Below are 23,038 nucleotides of genomic sequence, written 5' to 3'. Positions count from 1 at the left end.
TCCCACAGCACCGATACGGATCGGAGAGACCCCCTCCCCATGAACTTCGTCAAACGCGCCGGATTCAGCCTGCGGGCCCGCAAGGGCCGCACGCTGACCACCTTCGCGACCTTCCTCGTCATCTCCGTCATGGTGCTGGCCGGCGTCCTGGTCAACGCCGCGACCGGTCGGGCCGAGCAGGCGGCCAAGCGGTCCGTGGGCGCCCAGGTCAACCTGGGCATGGACCTGGAGGCGCTGGGCGGCGGAACGCTCCAGGCCCCGCGGATCGCCACCGGCACCCTCGACCGGCTCGGCCGCCTCCCCCAGGTGCGGAAGTACACGTACTGGACGTACGACCGCGTGCTCTTCACGGGGGACTCCCGGCTGGTCGGCGCCGGCAGCCCCATGGGGCCGGGCGGCACCGCCGGCATCGGCGTCCTGGACTCCTCGCTGCTGGACGACTTCCGCAGCGGCACGTTCACGCTCCTGTCCGGGCACCACCTGACCTCCGCCGACAGGAAAGCGAACAGCATCCTCATCGAGGAGCGGTTCGCCCGCCAGAACGGCCTCAACACCGGCGACAAGGTCGCGGTGACCGGCAACGACGAGAACACCACGGCCGATTTCACCGTGGCCGGCATCTACCGCGACCCCGCCCGAACGAATGAGCTCGACCGGGACTACGGCATCAGCCCGGCGGACAGGGTCTACGTCACGCTGGGCGGCATGGCCGCTCTCGGCTCCGGCGGCGGACAGGGCGGGACGCAGGTCGGCGAGGCCGCCTTCCTGCTGGACGACGCGGAGGCCCAGGACGCCTTCAAGGACGAGGCGCGGCAGCTCGCCGGCTCCCAGCTGGACGGCTTCGAACTGGACGCGAACGACAAGGCCGTCCAGCAGATGACCGGCCCGCTGAAGAGCATCAGCTCCACCGCCACCCTCGCGATGTGGCTCATCGGTGTCGCGGGCGCCGTCGTCCTGGCCCTGCTCGTCAACCTGGCCGTCAAGCAGCGCCGCAGGGAGTACGGCGTACTGCTGTCGCTGGGCGAGAAGAAGTGGAAGCTCATCACTCAGCAGGCGCTGGAGATCGCCGTGGTCGCGGCCCTGGCCATCGGCCTCGGCTCCCTGTGCGCACCGGACCTGACGCAGAGCGCCGGCCAGCGGCTGCTGGACAGGGAAGCGGCCACCGCCCAGAAGAAGATCGACTCATGGGAGCCCCCCGCCCCCGGCAGCACCGGCCTCGACCAGGGGCTCAGTCCGGACGACCGGCCCGTCGACAACGCCGACCCCGTCGACGAGATCACCGTCGAGCCCGACCCGGCGGACCTCGCCGCTGTCGGCGGCATCGGCCTCGGCATGGCGCTGCTGGCCACCGCGATCCCCGCCGCCGCCGTCCTGCGCCTGAACCCTCGCACCATCCTCACGAAAGGCACGTGACCCGCCATGACCACCACCGCGACCCACGCCTCCGGCCCCGCCCCGCTGCTGCGCCTGGCGGGCGTCTCCCACATCTACGCGGGCCAGCGCCGCCGGACGGCCGTCCTAAAGGACATCGACTACACCTTCCAGCGCGGCACCTTCTACACCATCCTCGGCCCCTCGGGCAGCGGCAAGACCACCCTGCTCAGCCTCGCCAGCGGCCTGGACGCACCCACCAAGGGCACCGTCAGCTTCAACGGCCGGAACCTGGCCGACATCGGCCTGGGCCGCTACCGCAACCGGCACGCCGCCACCGTCTTCCAGCAGTACAACCTCCTCACCTACATGACGGCGCTGCAGAACGTCACCACCGCCATGGAGATCACCGGCGTCAAGCCGGCCCAGGGCAGCCGCAAGGCCCGCGCCCTCGACCTGCTGGCGCACCTGGGGCTGGACAAGGCCGAAGCCACCCGCAACGTGCAGCGGCTCTCCGGCGGCCAGCAGCAACGCGTCGCCATCGCCCGCGCCCTGGCCTGCGACGTCGACATCCTCTTCGCCGACGAACCCACCGGCAACCTCGACGAGGACACCGCCCAGGGCATCGTCGACACCTTCCGCGACCTCGCCCACACGCGGCACACCTGCGTGGTCGTCGTCACCCACTCCCAGCAACTGGCCACTCAGTCCGACCGCGTGCTGACCCTGCGCAAAGGGAAGCTCACGGAACAGCTCAACGCGTGAACGGTCGCGGCCGACACGGCAAGGGATCCTGCGGCGAATCATGGAGGTGCGTGGCGGCGGCGGAGGCGGGGCCCGTACCAACCGTTCGACCATCCCCGAGCCGCGCCCCTCGATATCGTGTGCCGGTGGGGTGCTGGACGGGGTACTTGTTGCGGGACACCGACGGGTCGTGCCGGTTCCGCCACGCCAAATGGGGCACCTGGCAGTTGCTCGACCAGGACAGCCGGGCGGAGGTCATCGCGGGGCTGCGCCGCGAGGGTGTGCCGCTCGACGAGGTCGGGGCCGGTCGCTTCCATGGTTGGTACTGCCAGGGCGTCGCCATCGACCTGCGGGATCGCGTGTTCCGGGCCTACTCGTGTCCGGGGGACAACCATCACCGGGAAAGCCTGGACTTGCGGTTCCGGACGGCGCCGGTCTGGGCGGGGTGGGACGCCGGGTTCGCGTGGGGCGGCCGCGAGGAACTGGCCGAGGTGATCCCCGAGGCGCTTCCTGTGGTTGCCCCGTACCGAGGGCTGGAGGTCCCGCCGCTGGCCGAGCTGCCGTTCGGGGAGCGGGACCAGGGGCATTCGACCTGGAACGCCGACCGGTTCGAGCTCGTGGTTCACCAGGACGTCGCCCTTACGAACTGGTACGACTGGTACGAAGAATCTGACCTTGTCACTCTGATCACCGCCGAACTCCGCGTTCTCGATTACCAGTTCTTCACCCAGACCTGGGACTGGACCGACACGCTGCTGCCCTGGCTCATCCACGGACACCCGTTTGTGGACAGGCTTCGCGGACAGATCCCCTACCCGACTCCGGAGGAGGGAGAGTACGTCCGTGCGGGGCTGGTCATCGATCTGGACCGGCGCGTGCTGCGGTATTGGCCCCATGGTTACCTCCCCGCCCGGCTGCTCGCAGATGTCCGGGCCGCGTGGCCGGGTTGGGACCTGCGACGGATGCGGTACGGCTTCGCCGAGCATCTGGCCGTGACCGGTCGCCCCGTCCCCGACGACCTGGCGACACCCAACGGGGCGGCGGAGTGGGACGCCGCCCGTCGCGACGTCCGCACGGACCCGCGCCCCCTGCGGGCACCCCACGTGCGGGAGATTTAGCGTCCCCGGTGAAGCTCGTCAACGAGCGGGATCAAGGCGGCCTGCCCGGCCGCCTCGTCGACACCTCACGGAGCCCTACCGGCGCCGGTGCAGCACCTGCACCACCGGGGTGTCGCCGCCGCCGATCAGGGGGAGGAACAGCGCGGTGTCCCGCAGCGGACGGAACGGGAGGTCGGTGCCCGTCGGCAGCACCTCGGGCTCGCCGGTGCCGAGAGCGACCTGCACCACGGTCTGAGGGCCCTCCGCCTCCTCGGCCACGTACCCGTAGCCGATCCCGTCGTCGGTGACGGAGAGCAAGTGGATCTCCTTGCGGTCGCCGTCGCCGGCCAGGCAGACACCCTCGCCGGTCTCCAGGTCGAACGCCGCCGGGCCCGCCGCCGCGTAGCGGCCGTTGGGCGACACCGACAGCTCCGGCATCTCGCCGGACGCCGGCTCCCACACGCTCCCCTGCTCCGCCACGTCCTCCGCGTCGCAGTCCATCCGCGCCTGGAGTTCCCCGGTCCGCGCGTCGTGCACCGACCACGCGTGGTCGGCGTCGAACCCGGCCTCGCCGACCCGCCAGACGGCGGCCACGTGCGTGGGGGAAGCCGCCGTCACCCGGCCGTTGATCTCGTCGCCGTACGGGTCCTTCCACACCCCTTCGGGCGCGAAGTCCTCGTTGAACCAGACGCCCGGGACACCGAAGCCACCGCTCTCCATGCCCACCAGCGGGCCGTCGTCGCCCGCCGCGACGACCCTGCCCGCGATACACGACAGCGGGCCGCATTGCGGCAGCTTCAGGTCCTCGTAGCCGAAGGCGGTGCTCGTGCCGGTCGTCACGTCCACGGCCACGCCGTACGTGTCCGACCCGACGGGCTCCCAGGTGACCAGCGCCCCGTCGCCGCCGTCGCGCACCTGCACGCCGGAAGTGGCGTCCACCGGTACGGAGACCTGCCGTACGGGCGCCGTTCCCGCGCCGGAGCCGTCCGCGGGGAAGGCCGCCAGCCGCACGACCTCCTTGCCGTCGTGCAACTCGTCCTTGCCCTGCATCCCGTGGGCCCAGACGACGACGTACTCGCGGCCGTCCTGCTCGACGGTGGTCACGCTCGGGATGTTCGGCGCGCCGTCCCCCGACGCCTCCTCGACGGGCGGCGGCGGGGTCCACGGCTTGCTCGACCAGCGCAGCTCACCGGAGCCGGCGTCACGGGCCTCGACGGTGTAGCCCCCGGAGGCACCGAGCAGGTACGCCACGGTGTCCGCTCGCGGCGCGGCGGTCACGGGCATCGCCGGGGACGTCGACCCCGACATCCACTCCAGCGGCTGCGACCAGCCCTTGCCCTTGTCGTACGCCTCCGGCACCGGCGCCTCCCCCACCGGCCCGGCCGCCTGCCCGCCGTCCGTCTCCGCCTTGCCCGCACCGCCGGAGCCGCCGCCGTCACCGCCGGAGTCGGACCCGCAGCCGGCGACCAGGCCCAGCACGGCCAGCGCCCCCACGACCGGCCTCGCAACCCGCATGCGCTCCCCCTCGATCCCGCACCCCCGGCCCCCGGCCCACCCCGAGGGCCGACACTGCGAGCACCCTACCGACCGCGGGGTGATCACTGTCGAACAGGTTTCTCCGGAGCAGCGACACGGCCGGCATGCCGGGGAGCACCAGCCCGCCCAGTAGCGGTACGCCGCGGCGGGGACCGCTCCCGGGCCGGGAGGCGCGGCCCGGGGATTCGGCGGGGGCGTAGAATCGGGGGCCGATATCGGTTTCGTCACTGCCGGAGGTGGGCTCGGTGCGGGAGTTCCAGCGTGGTGCGGTGCGGCTGCACATCCTCCACCACGCGGCGGAGGAGGAGATCCACGGTGCGTGGATGACCGAGGAACTGGCCTCCCACGGCTACCGGATCAGCCCCGGCACCCTGTACCCGACCCTGCACCGGCTGGAGGCGGACGGGCTGCTCGTCTCCGAGCAGCGGGTGGTCGACGGCCGGGCCCGGCGGGTGTACCGGGCGACCGACGCCGGGAGGAAGGCCCTGGCCGAGGACCGCGCGGCGCTCGCGGAGCTGGCCCGCGAGGTCCTCGGCGACGGTACGGCGTAGCGTCCGGAGGCGCGCGGCGGCTACCGGGGGGCGGGGGGCTCGAAGAGTTCGACGGCGTTGCCTGCCGGGTCGTCGAGCAGGATCTGCCGGCCGCCTCTGCCGGTGACGACGTCGTTGCGGAACTCCGCCCCGGCGGCGCGCAGGGCGGCCACCGTGGCGTCCAGGTCGTCGACCGTCAGCTGGATACGGTTCCAGCCGCCCGGTTCGGGCCGCCGCCCGTCGGGCATGGTCTGGGCCGCGCCGCCCGGGCCCGTGGGGGCGGACAGCAGCAGGTACAGGTCGCCGCGGGCCAGGGCGGCGAACTCCGGCGCGGGCCGCCGGTCGAGGGTGAAGCCCAGGTGGGCGGTGTAGAAGGTGACCGCGGCGTCGACGTCGTCGACGATGTAGCGGACGGATACGCGGCTCATGGGTTCCGGTCCTTTCGGGGGTTCAGGGGGCGTCCCGGTCGTGGCGGGCCGCCGTCTTCCGGCGGAGTGCGTACGCGGCGGCCCCGGCGGCCAGCACCGCGGCGCCGGGGACGACCGAGGACAGGGGCAGGGCGAGGGCCAGCGCCAGGCAGCCGGCCAGCCCGAGGGCGGGGACGGCGCGCGGGGGGCGGCCCTCGTCGGGGGTGAGGGTCCAGGCGGAGGCGTTGGCGACGGCGTAGTACGCCAGGACGCCGAAGGAGGAGAAGCCGATGGCGCCGCGTACGTCCGCCGTGGCGGCCACCGCCGCCACCACGGCGGCGACGGCCAGCTCCGCCCGGTGGGGCACCTGGAACCGGGGGTGGACCGCGGCCAGCGCGTGCGGCAGGTGCCGGTCGCGGGCCATGGCCAGGGTGGTGCGGGAGACGCCGAGGATCAGCGCGAGCAGCGCGCCGAGGGCGGCCACGGCCGCGCCGGCGCGTACGACCGGCTCCAGCCGGCCGGCGCCCGCCGCCCGGCTCGCGTCGGACAGCGGCGCCTCGGCGTCCGCCAGGCCCGCCGGCCCGAGGACCGCCAGCACGGCGACGGCGACGGCCGCGTACACGACGAGGGTGATGCCGAGCGCGATCGGGACGGCCCGGGGGATGGTGCGCCCGGGGTCGGCGACCTCCTCGCCGAGCGTGGCGATGCGGGCGTATCCGGCGAAGGCGAAGAACAGCAGGCCCGCCGCCTGGAGTACGCCGCCGAAGGTGGCGTCCGCGCCGATGTCCAGCCGGGCCGCGTCCGCGGTGCCGGAGGTGAGGGCCGCGACCACCACCGCGGCGAGCACCGCGAGGACGGCGGCGACGATCGCGCGGGTCAGCAGCGCGGACTTCTGCACCCCGGCGTAGTTGACCGCGGTCAGCGCCACCACCGCGGCCACGGCGACGGCGTGGGCGTGGTCCGGCCAGGCGTACGAGCCGACCGTGAGCGCCATCGCGGCGCAGGAGGCGGTCTTGCCGACGACGAAGCTCCAGCCGGCGAGGTAGCCCCAGAAGTCGCCGAGCCGTTCGCGGCCGTAGACGTACGTGCCGCCGGAGGCCGGGTAGCGGGCGGCGAGCCGGGCGGAGGAGGTGGCGTTGCAGTACGCGACCGCGCCGGCCAGCGCCAGGCCGAGCAGCAGCCCGGAGCCCGCGGCGCGCGCGGCGGGGCCGAGCGCGGCGAAGATCCCCGCGCCGATCATCGCGCCCAGGCCGACGGTCACGGCGTCGGGCACCCCGAGCCGCCGCCGCAGCTCGTCCGGCGTCCCGGCGGGGGTCGACGGCTTGCTCATGGGTGCACTCCTCCGCGGAAACGGGTCCTTACGGTATCCGATATCGGAACACGATAGAAGCACCCCGCCGCGGGGCCCGCCGGCCTCGACGACGACCGCCTGGTGCGGGATCGGGAAACGGCCGGTCGAGAACGGCCGTTCCGCCACGGGTGCCGTAGCGTGAACCGTCCGGAAGGGCGCGGGAGACGACCTGGAGGAACCATGGCGCGAAGGACCCGGCCGGTACGGAACGCGGCGCTCGCCGCCGCGTGCCTCGGCGCCGGGGCGGCCGCCGGGTGGCTCGGACTGGTCACCGGGGCCGTCCCGGTCGACGTCGGGGCGGGGCGGCGGACGCGGCCGCTGGGGCCGCGGACCGTCGGCGTCGCGGCGCCCCGGGAGGTGGTGTTCGACGTGGTCGCCGGCCCGTACCTGGGCCGTACCCCGCGGGCGATGCGCGACAAGCTTCACGTGCTGGAGCGCGGCGGCGACCTGGTGCTCGCCGAGCACTTCACGCCGGTCGCGGGCAGGCGGCTGACCGCGGTGACGGTGGAGACGGTGCGCTTCACCCGCCCCGAGCGCGTCGACTTCCGCCTCGTGCGCGGCCCGGTGCCGCACGTGACCGAGTCCTTCGTCCTCGCCGAGGAGCCGCCGGGGGAGACCCGGCTGGTGTACGAGGGCGAGCTGGGCACGGACCTGTGGGGGCTGGGCGCGTGGTGGGGCGCGAAGGTCGCCGGGCGGTGGGAGGCGGCGGTGGCCGACTCCCTCGCCGCCGTCGCCGCCGAGGCGGAGCGGCGGGCCGGCCGCCGCTGAACCGCCCGCGGCGCGGCCGCCGCTGAACCGCCCGCCGCACGGGCGGCGTCCGCCCCCGCGCGGCCGCATTTCCCGCGCCCCCGCGGGCCCGTACCGTGGTGAGCATGGTGCTACGCCTCGTGCTCGGCGTGATCTACACCGCGATGGCTCTGGGCCAGCTCGCCGCCTTCGGCGAGATGCCGGAGATCCTCGGCGCGTACGACGTGGTGCACGGCGCCGCGGCGCGCGCCCTGGCCGTGCTGCTGATCGCCGGCGAGCTGGGGTGCGGGGTGTGGTTCCTGGCCCGGCCGCGCTCGGCGGCCCTCGCGCCCGTGGCGGCGTACACGGCCGTGTCGCTGGTGTGGAGCGCGCTCGCGGTGCAGGGGTACGCCCGCGGGCTGACGGTGGACAACTGCGGCTGCTTCGGGGCCCATCTCGCCCAGCGGCTCGGCCCCGCCGTTCTGGCGCAGGACGCGCTGACCCTGCTGTACGCCGCGCTGCTGCTGCGCGGCGTCCGCGTCGCCCGGCGCGAGCACAGCGACCGCACCCGCTCCGACCGCTCCATCGACCACGACGGCACGGCGAAGGCGAGGACGCGATGACGGTGGACCCCACCGCAGGCTCGGCCCGGCGGGACACGAAGCGGGACCGGGAGGAGGTGTTCATCGAGTTCACCAAGTCCGTCTGCCCGCTGTGCAAGACGCCCGTGGACGCCCAGGTCAACATCCGTGGGAACCAGGTCTTCCTGCGCAAGCGCTGCCGCGAGCACGGCGAGTTCGAGGCCCTGGTCTACGGCGACGCGGAGGAGTACCTGTCCTCGGCCCGCTTCAACAAGCCCGGCACCCTCCCGCTGGCCTTCCAGACCGAGGTACGGGACGGCTGCCCGGCCGACTGCGGGCTGTGCCCGGAGCACAAGCAGCACGCCTGCCTGGGCATCATCGAGGTCAACACCGGCTGCAACCTGGACTGCCCGATCTGCTTCGCCGACTCCGGCCACCAGCCGGACGGCTATTCGATCACCCGCGAGCAGTGCGCGGCCATGCTCGACGCCTTCGTCGCCGCGGAGGGCGAGCCGGAGGTGGTGATGTTCTCCGGCGGCGAGCCGACCATCCACAAGCACATCCTGGACTTCGTCGACCTCGCCCAGGACCGGCCCATCAGGAACGTCACCCTCAACACCAACGGCATCCGCCTGGCCACCGACCGGAACTTCGCCGCCGAGCTGGGCAAGCGCAACCGCGTGCCGGGCAAGTCGGTGAACGTCTACCTGCAGTTCGACGGCTTCGACCCGCGGACGCACACCGAGATCCGGGGCCGGGACCTGCGCGCGTTCAAGCAGCGGGCGCTGGACAACTGCGCGGCGGCCGGGCTCACCGTCACGCTCGTCGCCGCGATCGAGCGCGGCCTGAACGAGCACGAGCTGGGCGCGATCATCGAGTACGGCGTGGACCACCCCGCGGTGCGCTCGGTCGCCTTCCAGCCGGTCACCCACGCCGGCCGGCACGTGCCCTTCGACCCGCTGAACCGGCTCACCAACCCCGACGTGATCCGCCTCGTCGAGGAGCAGCTGCCCGGCTGGTTCCGCAAGGGCGACTTCTTCCCCGTCCCCTGCTGCTTCCCCACCTGCCGCGCCATCACGTACCTGCTGGTCGACGGCGAGCCCGGCAACCGCACCGTCGTGCCCATCCCCCGGCTGCTGAACGTCGAGGACCACCTCGACTACGTCACCAACCGCGTCATGCCCGACCCCGGGATCCGGGAGGCGCTGGAGAAGCTGTGGTCGGCGTCGGCGTTCATGGGGACCGCGACCACCGAGGAGCAGCTGCGCGCGGCCGCCGAGGCGCTGGACTGCACGGACACGTGCGGCATCGACCTGCCCGAGGCGGTCAGGCAGCTGGACGACAAGGCGTTCATGATCGTGGTGCAGGACTTCCAGGATCCGTACACCCTCAACGTCAAGCAGCTGATGAAGTGCTGCGTCGAGGAGATCACCCCGGACGGCAGGCTCATCCCCTTCTGCGCCTACAACTCCGTCGGCTACCGCGAGGAGGTCCGGGCGCAGATGTCCGGCGTCCCCGTGGCCGACGTCGCCCCCAACGCGCTGCCGCTCGCCGGCCGGCTCGCCGACACCCCGTACGGCTCGAAGACCGCCGCCCCCGCCGGGCCCGTACCCGAAGCAGAGGAGGGCGGGCGGTGACCGGCGAGGCGGGCGCCGCGGCCGACGAGCTGAAAGCCTGCTGCGCCGCCGCGTACTCCTCCGACGCCGTCGCCCTGCTGCTCGGCGACTCCTACCACCCCGGCGGCACCGCCCTCACCCGCCGCCTCGCCGGCCACCTGAACCCGGGCCCGGACAGCCGGGTGCTGGACGTGGCCTCCGGCCGCGGCACCACCGCCCTCCTCCTCGCCGGCGCCCACGGCTGCCGCGTCGACGGCGTGGACTACGCACCGGCCAACACCGCCCACGCCCGGACCGCCGCCGAGGCCGCCGGGCTCGCCGGCCGGGCGGTCTTCACCACCGGGGACGCCGAGCGCCTGCCCTACCCGGACGGCGCCTTCGACGCCGTCGTCTGCGAGTGCGCGCTGTGCACGTTCCCCGGCAAGGAGCGGGCGGCGGCCGAGTTCGCCCGCGTCCTCAGGCCCGGCGGACGGCTCGGCCTCACCGACGTCACCGCCGCACCCGACCGGCTCCCGCCCGCGCTGACCGGCCTCGCCGCGCGGATCGCCTGCATCGCCGACGCCCGGCCGGCCGCCGCGTACACCCGGCTCCTGGCCGCGGCCGGGCTGCGCACCGTACGCACCGAGCGCCACGACGCGGCCATGTCCCGCATGGTCGACCAGATCGAGGCCCGCCTGAACCTGCTGCGCCTCACCGCCGCCGACCGGCTCACCGCCGCCGGCATCGACCTCGGCGCCGCCCCCGCCGCCCTGGCCGCGGCCCGCGCCGCCGTCGCGGACGGCACCCTCGGCTACGCCCTGCTGATCGCCGAGAAGTCCCCCTGACGGCCGCACCTCCCGGCCCGCACGTGAGTCCGCTCACGTACGGGCCGGGAGGTGCCCGCATGCGGCATCATGAGGCCCGTGTGGATCCGGCCCCTGCTCTTCCTCCTCGGCGGTTCAGCCGCCGCGGCCGCGCTGGGCCTCGGCGGAAGCCCCGCCGCCGCCGTGGCCGTCCTGCTGGTGTTCGCGCTGCTCGCGGCGGTGAACTCGCCCCTGCTGTTCCCGGGGTCGATCGGCGCGCTGGAGGCACAGCGCCGCAGCGCCGCCGACGGCCGGCCCGTCGTCTTCTGGCGGCCGGGGTGCGCCTACTGCCTGCGGCTGCGCCTCCGGCTGGGGCGCCGCGCCCACCGGCTGCACTGGGTCGACATCCACCGTGACCCGGCCGGAGCCGCCGCGGTGCGGGCGGCCAACGACGGCGACGAGACCGTGCCGACGGTCGTCGTCGCGGGCGAGCCGCACACCAACCCCGATCCCGGCTGGGTACGGGAGCAGGTCTCCTCGTCCGCGTAAGGGAGGCGGCGCAGCCACGCGGAGCCGGAAGCCCCGGTGGCGGCTAGGGTGAGGAAGAGATCAGAGGGAGACGGGTGCTGACGGAGTCCTGACGCCGGTTGCGCGGCAGCCCCGGGGCAGGGAGAGGGGCCGTAGTGGGAGACTGGCTGCGTTCGACCGGCCGGTCACTGGCCGCCACGCACCCCGCGCGGCTCGTCGTCCTGGCCTTCGGCCTCGTCGTCCTCCTCGGCACGCTGCTGCTGTCGCTGCCGGTGGCGGCCGAGGACGGCTCGGCGACGGGCCCGGTGCGGTCGCTGTTCACCGCCACCTCGGCGGTGTGCGTGACCGGCCTGACGGTGGTGGACACCGGGACGCACTGGAGCGCCTTCGGCGAGGGCGTGATCCTCGCGCTGATCCAGGTCGGCGGCTTCGGCATCATGACCCTGGCGTCGCTGCTGGCGCTGCTGGTCGCCGGCCGGCTCCGGCTGCGCCTGCAACTGACCGCGCAGGCGGAGACGAAGACCTTCGGCCTGGGCGACGTACGCCGCGTGCTCCTCGGCGTGGCGGGCACCACGCTGATCGTGGAGCTGTCGGTGGGGGCGCTGCTGGCGCTCCGCTTCCGCTTCGGCTACGACCAGGGCGTCGGCGACTCCGTGTACTCCGCGGTCTTCCACGCGGTCTCCGCCTTCAACAACGCCGGCTTCGGCCTGCACCCGGACAGCCTCACCCGCTACGCCACCGACCCCTGGGTGACGATGCCGGTCGCCGCCGCCGTCATCTGCGGCGGCCTCGGCTTCCCGGTGCTGCTGGAGGTGCTGCGGCACCGGCACCGGCGGCGGGTGAGCGGCCGGCGCACCTGGTCGCTGCACGCCAAGCTCACGCTGACGACCACCGCCGCCCTGCTGGCCGCCGGGACGGCCCTCACCTGCGCGCTGGAGTGGACGAACGGCGCCACCCTCGGCCCGTACGCCACCGGCGAGAAGCTCCTCGGCGGCTTCTTCCACTCGGCCATGACCCGCACCGCGGGCTTCAACGCCGTCGACATCGACGCGCTGCACCCGGCGATGCTGCTGGTCACCTGCGTGCTGATGTTCATCGGCGGCGGCAGCGCCGGGACCGCCGGCGGCATCAAGGTCACCACCTTCGCGGTGCTCGCGGTCGCGATGGCCGCGGAGGTACGCGGCGAGCCCGCCGCCGAGACCATGGGCCGCCGCATCCCGCCGGCCGCGCTGCGGCAGGCGCTGACCGTCGCCCTGCTCGCCATCGGACTGGTGATATCGGCCACCGCGGTACTGCTGACCATGACCGAGGAGAGGTTCGAGGCGGTGCTCTTCGAGGCCGTCTCCGCCTTCGGTACCGTCGGCCTGTCCACCGGCATCACCGCCGACCTCCCCGCGGCCGGGCAGGTCGTCCTGGTCCTGCTGATGTTCGTCGGCCGCGTCGGTCCCATCACCCTCGTCTCGGCCCTCGCGCTGCGCGAGCGCACGCGCCGCTACCAACTGCCCGAAGAACGCCCCGTCATTGGATGACCATGAGCAACTACCGGCACCACCTCCACCGCCGGCGCGGCAAGCAGCAGGCCGCCGCGCGCCGCCCGGGCGGGGCGGACAGGATCGCCGTCATCGGGCTGGGCCGCTTCGGCGGCTCCCTGGCCGACGAGCTGACGCGCCGCGGGTGGGACGTCCTGGGCATCGACACCGACGCCCGGCTCGTCCAGAAGTACAGCGACGCGCTCACCCACGCCGCCGCCGCGGACTGCACCGACCCGCACACCCTGGAGCAGCTGGGCGTCCAGGACTTCACCCACGTGGTCGTCGGCATCGGCACCGACATCCAGGCGTCCATCCTGGTCGCCACGAACCTCCTGGACGCCGGGGTGCCGAACATCTGGGCCAAGGCGGTCAGCCGTCAGCACGGCAAGATCCTCGAACGGCTCGGCGTGCACCACGTCATCCTGCCGGAGCACGAGATGGGCGAGCGCGTCGCCCACCTCGTCACCGGCCGGATGCTCGACTTCATCCAGTTCGACGACGACTTCGCGCTCGCCAAGACCGTGGCGCCGAGGCTCGCCATCGGCGTCCCGCTCGGCGAGAGCCGCGTCCGCACCCACCACGGCGTCACCGTGGTCGGCATCAAACGCCCGGGCGAGGAGTTCACGTACGCCACGGCCGAGACGGTGCTGGAGAAGGGCGACGTCATCATCGTCACGGGCCGTACGCAGGCGGTCGAGACCTTCGCCGAACTCACCTGAGCGCGGCTACGACCGGGTGCGGTCCGCGCCCTCCCGCGGCTGCCGCGGGACGGCGCCGCCGGCCTTCTTATCCTGCTTGTCCTTCTTGTCTTCCTGGGGTTTCTTGCCCGTGTCGTCGGACAGGCCGACGAGGTCCCCGACGTCGAACATGCGGGCGATCGGCACGTCGGTGCTGGAGTGGGCGACGATCGAGAACGCGATACAGACCGCGATCAGGGTGAACGCCTCCTGGCCCTGCGGCACCTGGGCCTGCAACACCAGCAGCCCGTAGACCACCGACGCGAAGCCCTTCGGCCCGAACCACGCCGCGGTGAGCCGCTCGCGCCGGTCGAAGCTGGTCCCCACCAGCGACAGCAGCAGCGACGCCGGCCGGATCAGCACGATGGCCAGCACCACCGCCACGTACCCGCCGAACGACAGGTCGCCGAACAGCTCCGGCGTCAGCAGCGCCCCGAACACCAGCAGCGCCGCGAACTTCGCCAGCTCCGCCAGCTGCTCCCCCAGCGGCTCGAACGCGCCCTTGGCCTCCGGCGAGAGGGAGGCGAGGACCGCGCCGGCGGAGAACGCCGCCAGATACGGGTTGGAGTGGGTCAGGTGGCAGACCGCGTACAGCACGACCCCCACCGCCAGCGGCAGCAGCGGCTGGAGCTTGGGCTCCGCGCCCAGCAGCCGGAACCGCACCAGCCAGTTCACCACCACCGGCGCCGCGATCCCCAGCGCCAGGCCGCCGACCAGCTCCAAGCCGATCTTGCCGAGGTCCGCCTCGGCGCCGTGCGCGGTCGGCCCGGCGGCGGCGATGAGGATGAGCACCACGGGCAGCGCGAGCCCGTCGTTGATCCCGCTCTCGACGTTCAGCAGCTGACGCAGCCGCGCCGGGACCTCCTTGCGGCTCACGATCGCCGAGGCGAACACCGGGTCGGTCGGCGCCAGGACCGCGCCCACCAGAAACGACGTCGTCCAGTCCAGCCCCACCAGGAAGTGCGTGAGCAGCGTCACACCGATGAAGGCCAGCGGCATGCCCAGGGCCAGGGCGCGGGCGGGGTTCTTCCAGGCGCTGCGCAGCGCGGGGAACGACACGTGCATGCCGTCGGTGAACAGCACGGCGAACAGCGCGAGATCGGCGGTGATCCTGACGAGGTCGCTCTCCGGGGTGATGTGGATCAGACCCAGGAAGCCGTCACTGACCAGGGCGCCCCCGACCAGGAACAGCAGCGACGTGGAGAGTACGGAGCGGGCCGCCAGGCCCGACAGCAGCACCGCCACCAGCAGCGCCACCCCGAAGACCGCGATGAGTACCACGACAGAAGCCCCCGATCAGCAAAGAAACCATTCCCCTGCTCGCCGACCCGACTTCCCGGCACACCGCCGGGAACCCTATCCCACGCCCCGCGCACTCCTCCAGCCTCGGACCGCCCACCGGGCGGGCCGGGAGCGACCCAGGTCGGGGCGCGGCGCCGTATGTGCGCGGCTGTCACGGAGAGGGCGGGAGGCGGTCCGGCTCGGGGGTGGTGGTGCCGTACGCGCACTCCTCCAGCCTCGGACCGCCCACCGGACGGGCCGGGAGCGACCCGGGTCAGGGGGCGGCGCCGTATGTGCGCGGCCGTCACGGAGAGGGCGGGAGGCGGTCCGGCTCGGGGGTGGTGGCGCCGTACGGGCGCGCTCGCTGACGGGCCGGTCACTTCCCGCTCGGCGGTGCGGCCTCCGCCGGGGGGCGTACGGCGACGACGGCGAGGGCGGCGAGGACGGGGAGCGCGGCGAGGGTGAGGAGCGTGACGGGGTAGCTGCCGGTGACGTCGTGGCCGAGGGAGACGGCGACGGGGCCGAAGGCGCTGGCGGCGACGGTGACGGTGTGGGCGCTGCCGCGGATGGCGCCGAGGTGGGCGGTGCCGAAGTAGCGGGGGTACGTGGCGGCTTCGACGGCGCGGAGGAGGCCGTTGGCGGCGCCGAGGAGCGCGCCGTAGCCCAGCGCGCTCCAGCCGGGGGCGACGAAGCGGGCGGCGAGGACGGCGGCGGCCAGGACGGCCATGGAGGCGACGAGGACGGTCTTCGGCGACACGCGGTCGATGACGGCGCCGGTGGCGAGGGTGGCGATGAGGGCGGCGGCGGTCTGGGGCACGAAGTTGGCCGCGGCCTCCGTCGCGGTCAGCCCGCGGTCGCCGAGGAGGGCGACCTGGTGGAAGTTAAGGCCGGTGGTGAGCATGCTGGAGGTGGCCAGGCAGGCGGCGACGGCCCAGAACATGCCGGTGCGCAGCGCTTTCCGCAGCGGCCAGCCGGTCAGCGGCGCGTCGGCGGGTGCGCCGTCGGGCGGCGGGTCGCCGTCGACGTGCTGGCCGACGTCGGCGGGCCGGTCGCGGATGCCGAAGACGGCGAGCGGGATGACCAGCGCCCAGACGACCACGCCCTCGACGGCCCACGCCTGGCGCCAGCCGACGTCCGCGATGAGCCGCTCGACGAGCAGCGGGGCGAGCGAGATGCCGGCGGTGCCGACCGCGCTGGTGATGCCGAGGGCCAGCCCGCGGCGGCGGTCGAACCAGTACGCGACGGTGGTGGTGGCGACCAGGGTGAGGGCGCCCTGACCGGCCATGCGGATGCCGACGAACCCGGCGGTCAGGCCGACGACGCCGGTGACGAAGGAGAGCGCGAGCAGGACGGCGCCGAACACCGCGCCGATCGCGGCCATGATCCGGCGGGGCCCGTAGCGGTCGACGGCCCTGCCGACCGCGGGCATGGCGCAGGCGCCGACGAGGGTGCCGGTCAGGTACGCGGTGGAGATCTGCGTACGGCTGATGTCGAGGTCGGCGATGAGCGGGTCGATGAACAGCGAGACGCCGTGGGTCTGGCCCGGGGCGCTGAGCGCCATCGCCAGCGCGCTGAAGGCGACGATCCGCCAGCCGTAGAAGCCGCGGCCGCCGCCCGGGGCGCGCTCCTTGCGGGGGCGGCGCGGGCGGCGGCCGGCGGACCGCGCGGCGTCGGCGGGCGGGTTCAGAGGGCTCTCCCTGCGGTCGGCGGGTACGGCGGAGGTGGTCCGTTCATGGTCGCCCGCGGCGCTGCCGCGGTGAAGACGGCCGGGGGTCAGTGGCCGGTGAGTTCGCCGGCGAGGCGGTCGTGGATGGCGGCGCTGGGCTTGTTGAGGCCGACGATGGTGACGGTCTTGCCGCGCCGGGCGTACTTGTTCTCGATGGCGTCGAGGGCGGCGACGGAGGAGGCGTCCCAGATGTGCGCGTCGGTGAGGTCGATGACGACGTCGTCGGGGTCGCCGGCGTAGTCGAACTGGTAGACCAGGTCGTTCGAGGAGGCGAAGAACAGCTCGCCGGTGACGGCGTAGACGACGTGCCCGCCGTCGGGGTCGACGACGCCGGAGACCTCGGCCAGGTGGGCGACGCGGCGGGCGAAGACGACCATGGCGGCCAGGGAGCCGACGACCACGCCGATCGCGAGGTTGTGGGTGGCGACCACGCACACCACGGTGACGGCCATGACCAGGGTCTCGCCGAGCGGCAGCCGCTTGAGGGTCTGCGGCCGCACGGAGTGCCAGTCGAACGTGCCGACCGAGACCAGGACCATCACGGCGACCAGGGCGGCCATCGGGATGTCGGAGACGACCGGGCCGAAGACGATGCACAGGACCATCAGGAAGACGCCGGCCAGGAAGGTCGAGGCGCGGGTGCGGGCGCCCGACGTCTTCACGTTGATCATCGTCTGGCCGATCATGGCGCAGCCGCCCATGCCGCCGAAGAACCCGGTGACGACGTTGGCGACGCCCTGGCCGATGGACTCGCGGGTCTTGCCCGAGCGGGTGTCGGTGAGGTCGTCGACGAGCTTGGCGGTCATCAGCGACTCCATCAGCCCGACCAGCGCGAAGGCGAAGGCGTACGGCGCGATGGTGGTCAGCGTCTCCAGCGTGAACGGCACGTCGGGGACGCCCGGCACGGGCAGCGCGGAGGGCAGCTCGCCCTTGTCGCCGACGGTGGGCACGGCGATGCCCGCGGCGACGGTGAGGACGGTGAGGACGACGATGGAGACCAGCGGCGCGGGCACCACCCGGGTCACCTTCGGGAACAGCACCATGAGGGTCAGCCCGGCGGCGACGAGCGGGTAGACCGGCCACGGCACGTCGTGCAGTTCGGGCACCTGGGCGAGGAAGATCAGGATGGCCAGGGCGTTGACGAAGCCGACCATCACGCTGCGCGGTACGAAGCGCATCAGCCGGGCCACGCCCAGCGCGCCCAGCGCGATCTGGATCAGGCCGCCGAGGATGACGGCGGCGATGAGGTGGCCGAGGCCGTACTCGTGGTTCAGCGGCGCGATCACCAGCGCCATCGCGCCGGTGGCGGCGGAGATCATCGCCTTCCTGCCGCCGACGACGGAGATCACCACGGCCATCGTGAAGGAGGCGAACAGGCCGACGCTCGGGTCGACCCCCGCGATGATCGAGAACGAAATCGCCTCGGGGATCAGCGCGAGGGCGACGACGAGACCGGCCAGCACCTCGGTGCGGAAGACCTTGCCGGAGGCGAGGAAGTCGGGGCGGGACAGGCGCGGCCGGGCAGCCGCGGACAGCAGTGCGCTCATGCAACCGTTTCTCATCAAGCGCCTGCGGTCCTTGCTGCGGACGCACGCGCGTCGTACGCGCCCGGGAGGGGCGGGGGCACCGGCGCGGCACGGCTCGGCCCCGCGGACGTCGGGGGGAGGCCGGCGCTGCCGGTCGGGCATCATTGCCCGGAAGTCTGCGGACGCGGCACACGGCGGTGCGTCCTCGCCGGAACTCTACCCTGACGTGAGGGAAGAGAGCGACCCGCAGCCTGGGGATCCCAGGTGAACGCCGGGCAGGATCCTGTGATCCTGCTCACCGTAAGGTAGGAATTCACACACTCGGAAAGCGGCGGACGCGTGGAGACGGACGGGAGTTCGCGACGATGACCAAGGGGCGGATGCAGATCGGCGAGGTCGCCGAGCGCACGGGCTTGTCGCTGCGCACGATCCGCCACTACGAGGAGGTCGGCCTCGTCGTCCCGTCCGCGCGCAGCAAGGGCGGCTTCCGGCTCTACACCGACTCGGACGTGGACCGCCTGAAGGTGATCCGCCGGATGAAGCCGCTCGACTTCTCCCTGGAGGAGATGCGCGACCTGCTCCAGGTCACCGACCGGCTCGCCGCCGCCGACGACCCGCCCGCCGCCGGGGAGCGGGAGCGGCTCGTCGAGCGGCTGGACTCCTACCGCAAGGTGGCCGAGGCGCGCTGCGAGACGCTGCGCGCCCGGCTGGAGATGGCCGAGGAGTTCGCCGCCACCCTCCGCGGCAAGCTCGCCGAGCCGGGCTGAGGTCTGTCACGGCCCGGGGTCGGCCGGCCGCGGCGGCGGGGCCGCGGACGCCGTACGGGCCACATAGACGGTGTTCGCCGCCGTCCCGCCCTGGAGCGGGTTGCCGAAGGTGACGACGTGGCCGGTGAACTCCGGGAAGACCTCGGCGAGCACGGCGGTGAAGGCCCGGCTCGGCGGGTCGTTGGACCACAGCGCGAACACCCCGCCGGGGCGCAGGCGGGCGGCCAGCTTCCGCAGGCCCGCGGGCCGGTAGAAGGCCGCGTGCCGGGGGTGCAGCACGTGCTCGGGCGAGTGGTCGATGTCCAGCAGGACGGCGTCGAAGCGCCGCCCGGGGGCCACGGGGTCGAAGCCGCGGTCGTCGTCGGCGAGGGCGAAGAAGTCGCCGTGGAGCATCCGGCAGCGCTCGTCGCCGGTCAGGTCCGCGCCGAGCGGGACCAGGTGCCGCTTGTGCCAGTCGATGACCTCGCCGAGCGCCTCCACGACGAGCAGCGAGGCCACCCGCTGATCGCGCAGCACGGTGCGGGCGGTGTAGCCGAGCCCGAGGCCGCCCACCACGACGTCCAGGCCCGCGCCGGTCAGCGGCTCCAGGCCCAGCTCGGCGAGCGCCACCTCGCCCGCGGTGAACATGCTGGACATGAGGAACTCGTCGCCGAGCCTGACCTCGTAGACGTCGGCGCCCGAGGCGGGCTCCCTGCGCCGGCGCAGGCTGATGTCGCCCAGCGGCGTGGGCTGCCAGTCGATCTCTTCGAAACGTGCGCTCATGCGGCTCCGTACGGGTGGAGGTGTTCCGGCGGCCGGCCGTGGCCGGCCCGTACCCCCTTCCATAGCACCACGGGAGCCGTCGGCGGGCCGGGGAGTTTGGCCGGGGCCGCCGCCCGTCACCGGATCGTGCCGGAGAATGCGCCTCGCCGTCCCCGGACGATCACGCGGCGAACCGATGCCCGCCCCGCCCGGGAACGGCTTATCGGAAGCAGGCCGGCGCGAACGCCGGCGAGCGGCCCTACTCTAACGCAAGGGTAGAGTTGCCGGTGTCGGCCCCGTGGACCGGTGAGGTGGCCGGCGTACCGGGTCCGGCGCCCCCGGCGGCGAAGGCGGCGGCGTCGGGGGCGGAGCTGAGGTCGGCCGGGGCCCGCCGGGTGCGGCCGTCCGCCGGGCGGGCGCCGCTACTCGTGGGCGGCTACGAGGTGGTCCAGGCGGGCGCCGGGGAAGGCCCGCTCGAAGGAGTTGGCCTGCCAGCGGTCCGGGAACAGCGCCAGCACGCTGCCGTCCCGGAGCCGGGTCAGCGCCTCGCCGCGTACGACGCGGGAGCGGTTGAGTGCGGCGGCCCCGGCCGCGTCGGTGCCCCGCGCCAGGTGGTACGGCAGCGGCTCCAGCCGTACGGGCGCGGAGAACTCGTTCTCCATCCGGTGCGTGACGACGTCGAACTGCATCGGCCCGACCGCCGCCAGCACGGGCGCCTGCTCGCCCCGCCGGTCGGAGACCAGCACCTGCACGACGCCCTCCTCGTCCAGCTGCGCGATGCCGCGGCGGAACTGCTTGGAGCGGCCGATGTCGACCGGCCGGACCACCGCGAAGTGCTCGGGCGCGAAGGTTGGCATCGGCGGGAACACCGCCCGCGGCCCGTCGTAGAGGGTGTCGCCGACGCGCAGGGCGGCGGCGTTGACGAGGCCGACGACGTCGCCGGGGTGGGCGACGTCGACCGAGGAGCGGTCCTGGCCGAAGACGCTGTGGGCGTACTTCGTGGCGAACGGGCGGCCGGACGCGGCGTGGGTGACGGTCATGCCGCGGGTGAAGACGCCGGAGCAGACGCGCACGAAGGCGACGCGGTCGCGGTGCGAACGGTCCATGTTCGCCTGCACCTTGAACACCAGCCCGGCGAACGGCGCGTCCACCGGGCGGCTGCCGCCGCCGGCCAGCTCGCGCGCCCCGGGCGGCGGGGCGAGGTCGACGACGGCGTCCAGCAGCAGCCGTACGCCGATGTTGGACAGCGCGGCGCCGAAGAACACCGGCGTGGACTTCCCCGCCAGGAAGCTGTCGCGGTCGTGGACCGCGCCGTCGGCCGCCAGCAGCTCGATCTCCTCCCGCGCCCGGGCGAAGTCCTCGCCCTCCTCGGAGGCGGCCCGGTCGGCGGGCACCGGCTCCTCGACGGCCTCCCTGGCACCGCCGGGGGCCTTGGTGTAGCGCAGCAGGTGGGTGTCGTCGCGTACGTCGATCAGGCCGCGCAGGTCCCCGGCGATGCCCACCGGCCAGGTCAGCGGCGTGGGCTTGAGGCGGAACTCGCGCTCGATCTCGTCCAGCAGCTCCAGCGCCTCCCGGCCCGGCCGGTCCCACTTGTTGACGAAGGTGATCACGGGGATGCCGCGGTGCCGGCAGACGTCGAACAGCTTGCGGGTCTGCTCCTCCAGCCCCTTGGCGGCGTCGACGAGCATCACCGCGCAGTCCACCGCGGCCAGCACCCGGTAGGTGTCCTCGGAGAAGTCCGCGTGGCCGGGGGTGTCGAGAAGGTTGAGCACGTGGCCGCGGTGGGCGAACTGGAGCACGGCGGAGGTGACGGAGATGCCGCGGGCCTTCTCCATCTCCATCCAGTCGGAGGCCACCCCGCGGCGCCCGGCCTTGCCGTGCACCGCGCCCGCCTCGGTGATCGCCCGCGCGTGCAGCGCCAGCGCCTCGGTCAGCGTCGACTTGCCCGCGTCCGGGTGGCTGATCACCGCGAACGTACGCCTGCGCGCCGCTTCGACGGCCACCGCACTCATCGTGCCCCTTCCTGCGCCGGTCCGGCGTCCCCGCCGGCGGCGTCGATCAGCCGCGCCGACTGCGTATGCAGCGTACGGGCGAGGTCCTCGGCCGCCACCCGGTACCCGCGCGTGGGCCTCTTGCGCCGTCGCCGCCCGGGAACCCGACCCGCCACAAACCTACCCTGACGTGAGGGTTGGTTCGCAATCGCGCGATCGGGGACCGTCTCCGTCCCCTGTCGCCGTCTCCCCGGCCCACGAACGCCGCCGGGCCCGCCGCGCTACGCGGGCCAGGGCGGCCCGGCCGCGCCCGGGGCCGCCGGCGGCAGCTGCACCGTGGTGCGCAGCCCGCCGGCCGGGCGCGGGGTGAGGGTGAGGGTGCCGCCGTGGGCGTGGGTGAGGGTTCTGACGATGGCCAGGCCGAGGCCGACGCCCGCCTGGCCGGTGTGGACCCGCTCGGTGCCGCGCTGGAACGGCTCGGTCAGCGTCGCGGCGAGCCGCGGGGAGATCACCTCGCCGGTGTTCTCGACGGTGAGCACCGCGCCGCCGGGGTGGACGCCGGTGTGTACCCGGACCGTGCCCCCCGCCGGCAGGTTGTGGACGATCGCGTTGTGCACGAGGTTCGTGGTCAGCTGCAACAGGAGCGCCTGCGACCCGTGCACCGGGGTGATGTCGCCGGAGGTCTCGACGGTGACGCCGCGCTCCTCGGCGAGCGGGAGCAGCGTCTCGGTGGCCTCCTCCGCGAGCAGCGACAGGTCGACGTACTCCCGGGTGAAGGCCCCCTGTTCGGCGCGGCTGAGCAGGAGCAGCGCCTCGGTGAGGTCGATGGCGCGGGTGTTGACGGTGCGCAGCCGGTCGACGAGCTTGCCGGGCTCCCGGGTCGGGTCGTTGTGCGCCACGTCGAGGAGGGACTTCGAGATCGCCAGCGGCGTGCGCAGCTCGTGCGAGGCGTTGGCGGCGAACCTCTGCTGCTCGGCGACCTGCGCTTCGAGCCGGGCGAGCATCGCGTCGAAGGCGTCGGCGAGTTCGCGGAACTCGTCCCGGCGGCCCGGCAGCCGGATCCGGTGGGAGAGCGAGCCGGTGGTGGCCATGCGGGTGGCGTCGGTGATGCGTGCCAGGGGGGCGAGCATCCGGCCGGCGAGGATCCAGCCGCCGAGGAGGCCGAACACCAGGAGGAACACCATGACCGCGGCCGCCAGGGGGGCGAATCCGCGTACGAAGTCGGTGCCCGGGGTGGCCCGCCACACCCCCTCCTCGTTGACGCGCAGCCACCCCTCGCGCACCAGGAAGAAGCCGATGGCGGAGAGCAGCAGGGCGCCCGCGAGCAGGAGGAATCCGGCGTAGCTGAGGGTGAGTTTGACGCGGACGCTCAGGCCCGGCCGCCTATCCACGGCGGCGGCCCCCGGCCCGGCAGGGCACGCCCTCGACCACCAAAATACGCATACCGCCCATGCTACGAGCCGCCGCG

The 23,038-nt window shown here is 73.8% G+C and carries 21 protein-coding genes; 12 read left to right on the top strand and 9 right to left on the bottom strand.

All coding sequences use genetic code 11. The features are described 5' to 3' along the window. Positions 1–39: 39 nt before the first annotated feature. The 3 genes from ACHZ99_RS17575 to ACHZ99_RS17565 all read left to right on the top strand — a co-directional run bounded on the left by ACHZ99_RS17575 (position 40) and on the right by ACHZ99_RS17565 (position 3,233). Positions 40–1,413, top strand: a complete 1,374-nt coding sequence (locus tag ACHZ99_RS17575; RefSeq protein ID WP_420305545.1) for an ABC transporter permease — start codon at positions 40–42, stop codon at positions 1,411–1,413. Between the two features lie 6 nt (positions 1,414–1,419). After that, a complete protein-coding gene (locus ACHZ99_RS17570; protein WP_420305544.1) occupies positions 1,420–2,136 on the top strand; it encodes an ABC transporter ATP-binding protein in 717 nt (238 codons plus the stop codon). A gap of 149 nt (positions 2,137–2,285) precedes the next feature. Further along, the gene (locus ACHZ99_RS17565; RefSeq protein WP_420305543.1) at positions 2,286–3,233 is read left to right on the top strand and encodes a hypothetical protein; all 948 of its coding nucleotides are present in this window, start codon (positions 2,286–2,288) and stop codon (positions 3,231–3,233) included. Positions 3,234–3,308: 75 nt separating this feature from the next. Here the strand turns inward: ACHZ99_RS17565 and ACHZ99_RS17560 are convergent, their stop codons facing one another. Then, positions 3,309–4,727: a hypothetical protein gene (locus ACHZ99_RS17560; RefSeq protein ID WP_420305542.1), complete on the bottom strand. Its 1,419-nt coding sequence runs from the start codon at positions 4,725–4,727 to the stop codon at positions 3,309–3,311. A 266-nt stretch (positions 4,728–4,993) separates the two neighbouring features. On the opposite strand from ACHZ99_RS17560, the gene ACHZ99_RS17555 reads away from it, so the two are divergent. Then, positions 4,994–5,299, top strand: coding sequence for a PadR family transcriptional regulator (locus ACHZ99_RS17555; protein WP_420305541.1), 306 nt, complete (start codon positions 4,994–4,996; stop codon positions 5,297–5,299). A gap of 20 nt (positions 5,300–5,319) precedes the next feature. Here the strand turns inward: ACHZ99_RS17555 and ACHZ99_RS17550 are convergent, their stop codons facing one another. Next, a complete protein-coding gene (locus tag ACHZ99_RS17550) occupies positions 5,320–5,706 on the bottom strand; it encodes a VOC family protein (RefSeq protein WP_420305540.1) in 387 nt (128 codons plus the stop codon). Positions 5,707–5,728: 22 nt separating this feature from the next. Next, entirely contained in the window at positions 5,729–7,015 is a 1,287-nt protein-coding gene (locus ACHZ99_RS17545; protein WP_420305539.1) for an APC family permease, read from the bottom strand. Positions 7,016–7,216: 201 nt separating this feature from the next. Between ACHZ99_RS17545 and ACHZ99_RS17540 the strand changes: the two genes are divergently transcribed. The 7 genes from ACHZ99_RS17540 (at position 7,217) to ACHZ99_RS17510 (ending at position 13,520) form a co-directional block, all read left to right on the top strand. Beyond that, complete coding sequence (locus ACHZ99_RS17540) at positions 7,217–7,804, top strand: SRPBCC family protein (protein ID WP_420305538.1); 588 nt, start codon at positions 7,217–7,219, stop codon at positions 7,802–7,804. A 104-nt stretch (positions 7,805–7,908) separates the two neighbouring features. After that, positions 7,909–8,385, top strand: coding sequence for a MauE/DoxX family redox-associated membrane protein (locus ACHZ99_RS17535; protein WP_420305537.1), 477 nt, complete (start codon positions 7,909–7,911; stop codon positions 8,383–8,385). Between the two features lie 2 nt (positions 8,386–8,387). Then, the gene (locus tag ACHZ99_RS17530) at positions 8,388–9,980 is read left to right on the top strand and encodes a radical SAM protein (protein WP_420305536.1); all 1,593 of its coding nucleotides are present in this window, start codon (positions 8,388–8,390) and stop codon (positions 9,978–9,980) included. Beyond that, positions 9,977–10,783 (top strand): class I SAM-dependent methyltransferase, encoded by an 807-nt coding sequence (locus ACHZ99_RS17525; RefSeq protein WP_420305535.1) that lies wholly within the window; start codon positions 9,977–9,979, stop codon positions 10,781–10,783. Before ACHZ99_RS17530 ends, ACHZ99_RS17525 begins: the two co-directional genes overlap by 4 nt. Positions 10,784–10,852: 69 nt before the next feature. After that, positions 10,853–11,290, top strand: coding sequence for a glutaredoxin domain-containing protein (locus ACHZ99_RS17520; protein ID WP_420305534.1), 438 nt, complete (start codon positions 10,853–10,855; stop codon positions 11,288–11,290). A gap of 134 nt (positions 11,291–11,424) precedes the next feature. Then, on the top strand, positions 11,425–12,798 hold the full coding sequence (locus tag ACHZ99_RS17515; RefSeq protein ID WP_420305533.1) for a TrkH family potassium uptake protein: 1,374 nt from the start codon (positions 11,425–11,427) through the stop codon (positions 12,796–12,798). After that, complete coding sequence (locus tag ACHZ99_RS17510; RefSeq protein ID WP_420305532.1) at positions 12,795–13,520, top strand: potassium channel family protein; 726 nt, start codon at positions 12,795–12,797, stop codon at positions 13,518–13,520. Before ACHZ99_RS17515 ends, ACHZ99_RS17510 begins: the two co-directional genes overlap by 4 nt. A 6-nt stretch (positions 13,521–13,526) precedes the next feature. On the opposite strand, the gene ACHZ99_RS17505 is transcribed toward ACHZ99_RS17510, so the two are convergent. The 3 genes from ACHZ99_RS17505 to ACHZ99_RS17495 all read right to left on the bottom strand — a co-directional run bounded on the left by ACHZ99_RS17505 (position 13,527) and on the right by ACHZ99_RS17495 (position 18,092). Further along, on the bottom strand, positions 13,527–14,819 hold the full coding sequence (locus ACHZ99_RS17505) for a cation:proton antiporter (RefSeq protein ID WP_420305531.1): 1,293 nt from the start codon (positions 14,817–14,819) through the stop codon (positions 13,527–13,529). 376 nt (positions 14,820–15,195) lie between these two features. Next, on the bottom strand, positions 15,196–16,380 hold the full coding sequence (locus ACHZ99_RS17500) for an MFS transporter (RefSeq protein WP_420305530.1): 1,185 nt from the start codon (positions 16,378–16,380) through the stop codon (positions 15,196–15,198). 212 nt (positions 16,381–16,592) lie between these two features. Then, positions 16,593–18,092 carry a SulP family inorganic anion transporter gene (locus ACHZ99_RS17495; protein ID WP_420305529.1) on the bottom strand — a complete coding sequence of 500 codons (1,500 nt, stop codon included), beginning with the start codon at positions 18,090–18,092 and terminating at the stop codon, positions 16,593–16,595. Between the two features lie 344 nt (positions 18,093–18,436). On the opposite strand from ACHZ99_RS17495, the gene ACHZ99_RS17490 reads away from it, so the two are divergent. Further along, on the top strand, positions 18,437–18,838 hold the full coding sequence (locus ACHZ99_RS17490) for a MerR family transcriptional regulator (protein ID WP_420305528.1): 402 nt from the start codon (positions 18,437–18,439) through the stop codon (positions 18,836–18,838). Between the two features lie 6 nt (positions 18,839–18,844). Here the strand turns inward: ACHZ99_RS17490 and ACHZ99_RS17485 are convergent, their stop codons facing one another. The 3 genes from ACHZ99_RS17485 to ACHZ99_RS17475 all read right to left on the bottom strand — a co-directional run bounded on the left by ACHZ99_RS17485 (position 18,845) and on the right by ACHZ99_RS17475 (position 22,961). Then, entirely contained in the window at positions 18,845–19,600 is a 756-nt protein-coding gene (locus ACHZ99_RS17485) for a spermidine synthase (RefSeq protein WP_420305527.1), read from the bottom strand. 401 nt (positions 19,601–20,001) lie between these two features. Continuing rightward, entirely contained in the window at positions 20,002–21,591 is a 1,590-nt protein-coding gene (locus tag ACHZ99_RS17480) for a peptide chain release factor 3 (RefSeq protein WP_420305526.1), read from the bottom strand. 260 nt (positions 21,592–21,851) lie between these two features. Beyond that, positions 21,852–22,961 (bottom strand): sensor histidine kinase, encoded by a 1,110-nt coding sequence (locus ACHZ99_RS17475; RefSeq protein ID WP_420305525.1) that lies wholly within the window; start codon positions 22,959–22,961, stop codon positions 21,852–21,854. Positions 22,962–23,038 lie beyond the last annotated feature (77 nt).

Source organism: Streptomyces sp. MAR4 CNX-425 (assembly GCF_048656465.1).
Lineage (GTDB): Bacteria > Actinomycetota > Actinomycetes > Streptomycetales > Streptomycetaceae > Streptomyces.
The sequence above is the reverse complement of the archived record's forward strand: the minus strand, read 5'-3'. Positions and strand labels throughout refer to the sequence as shown.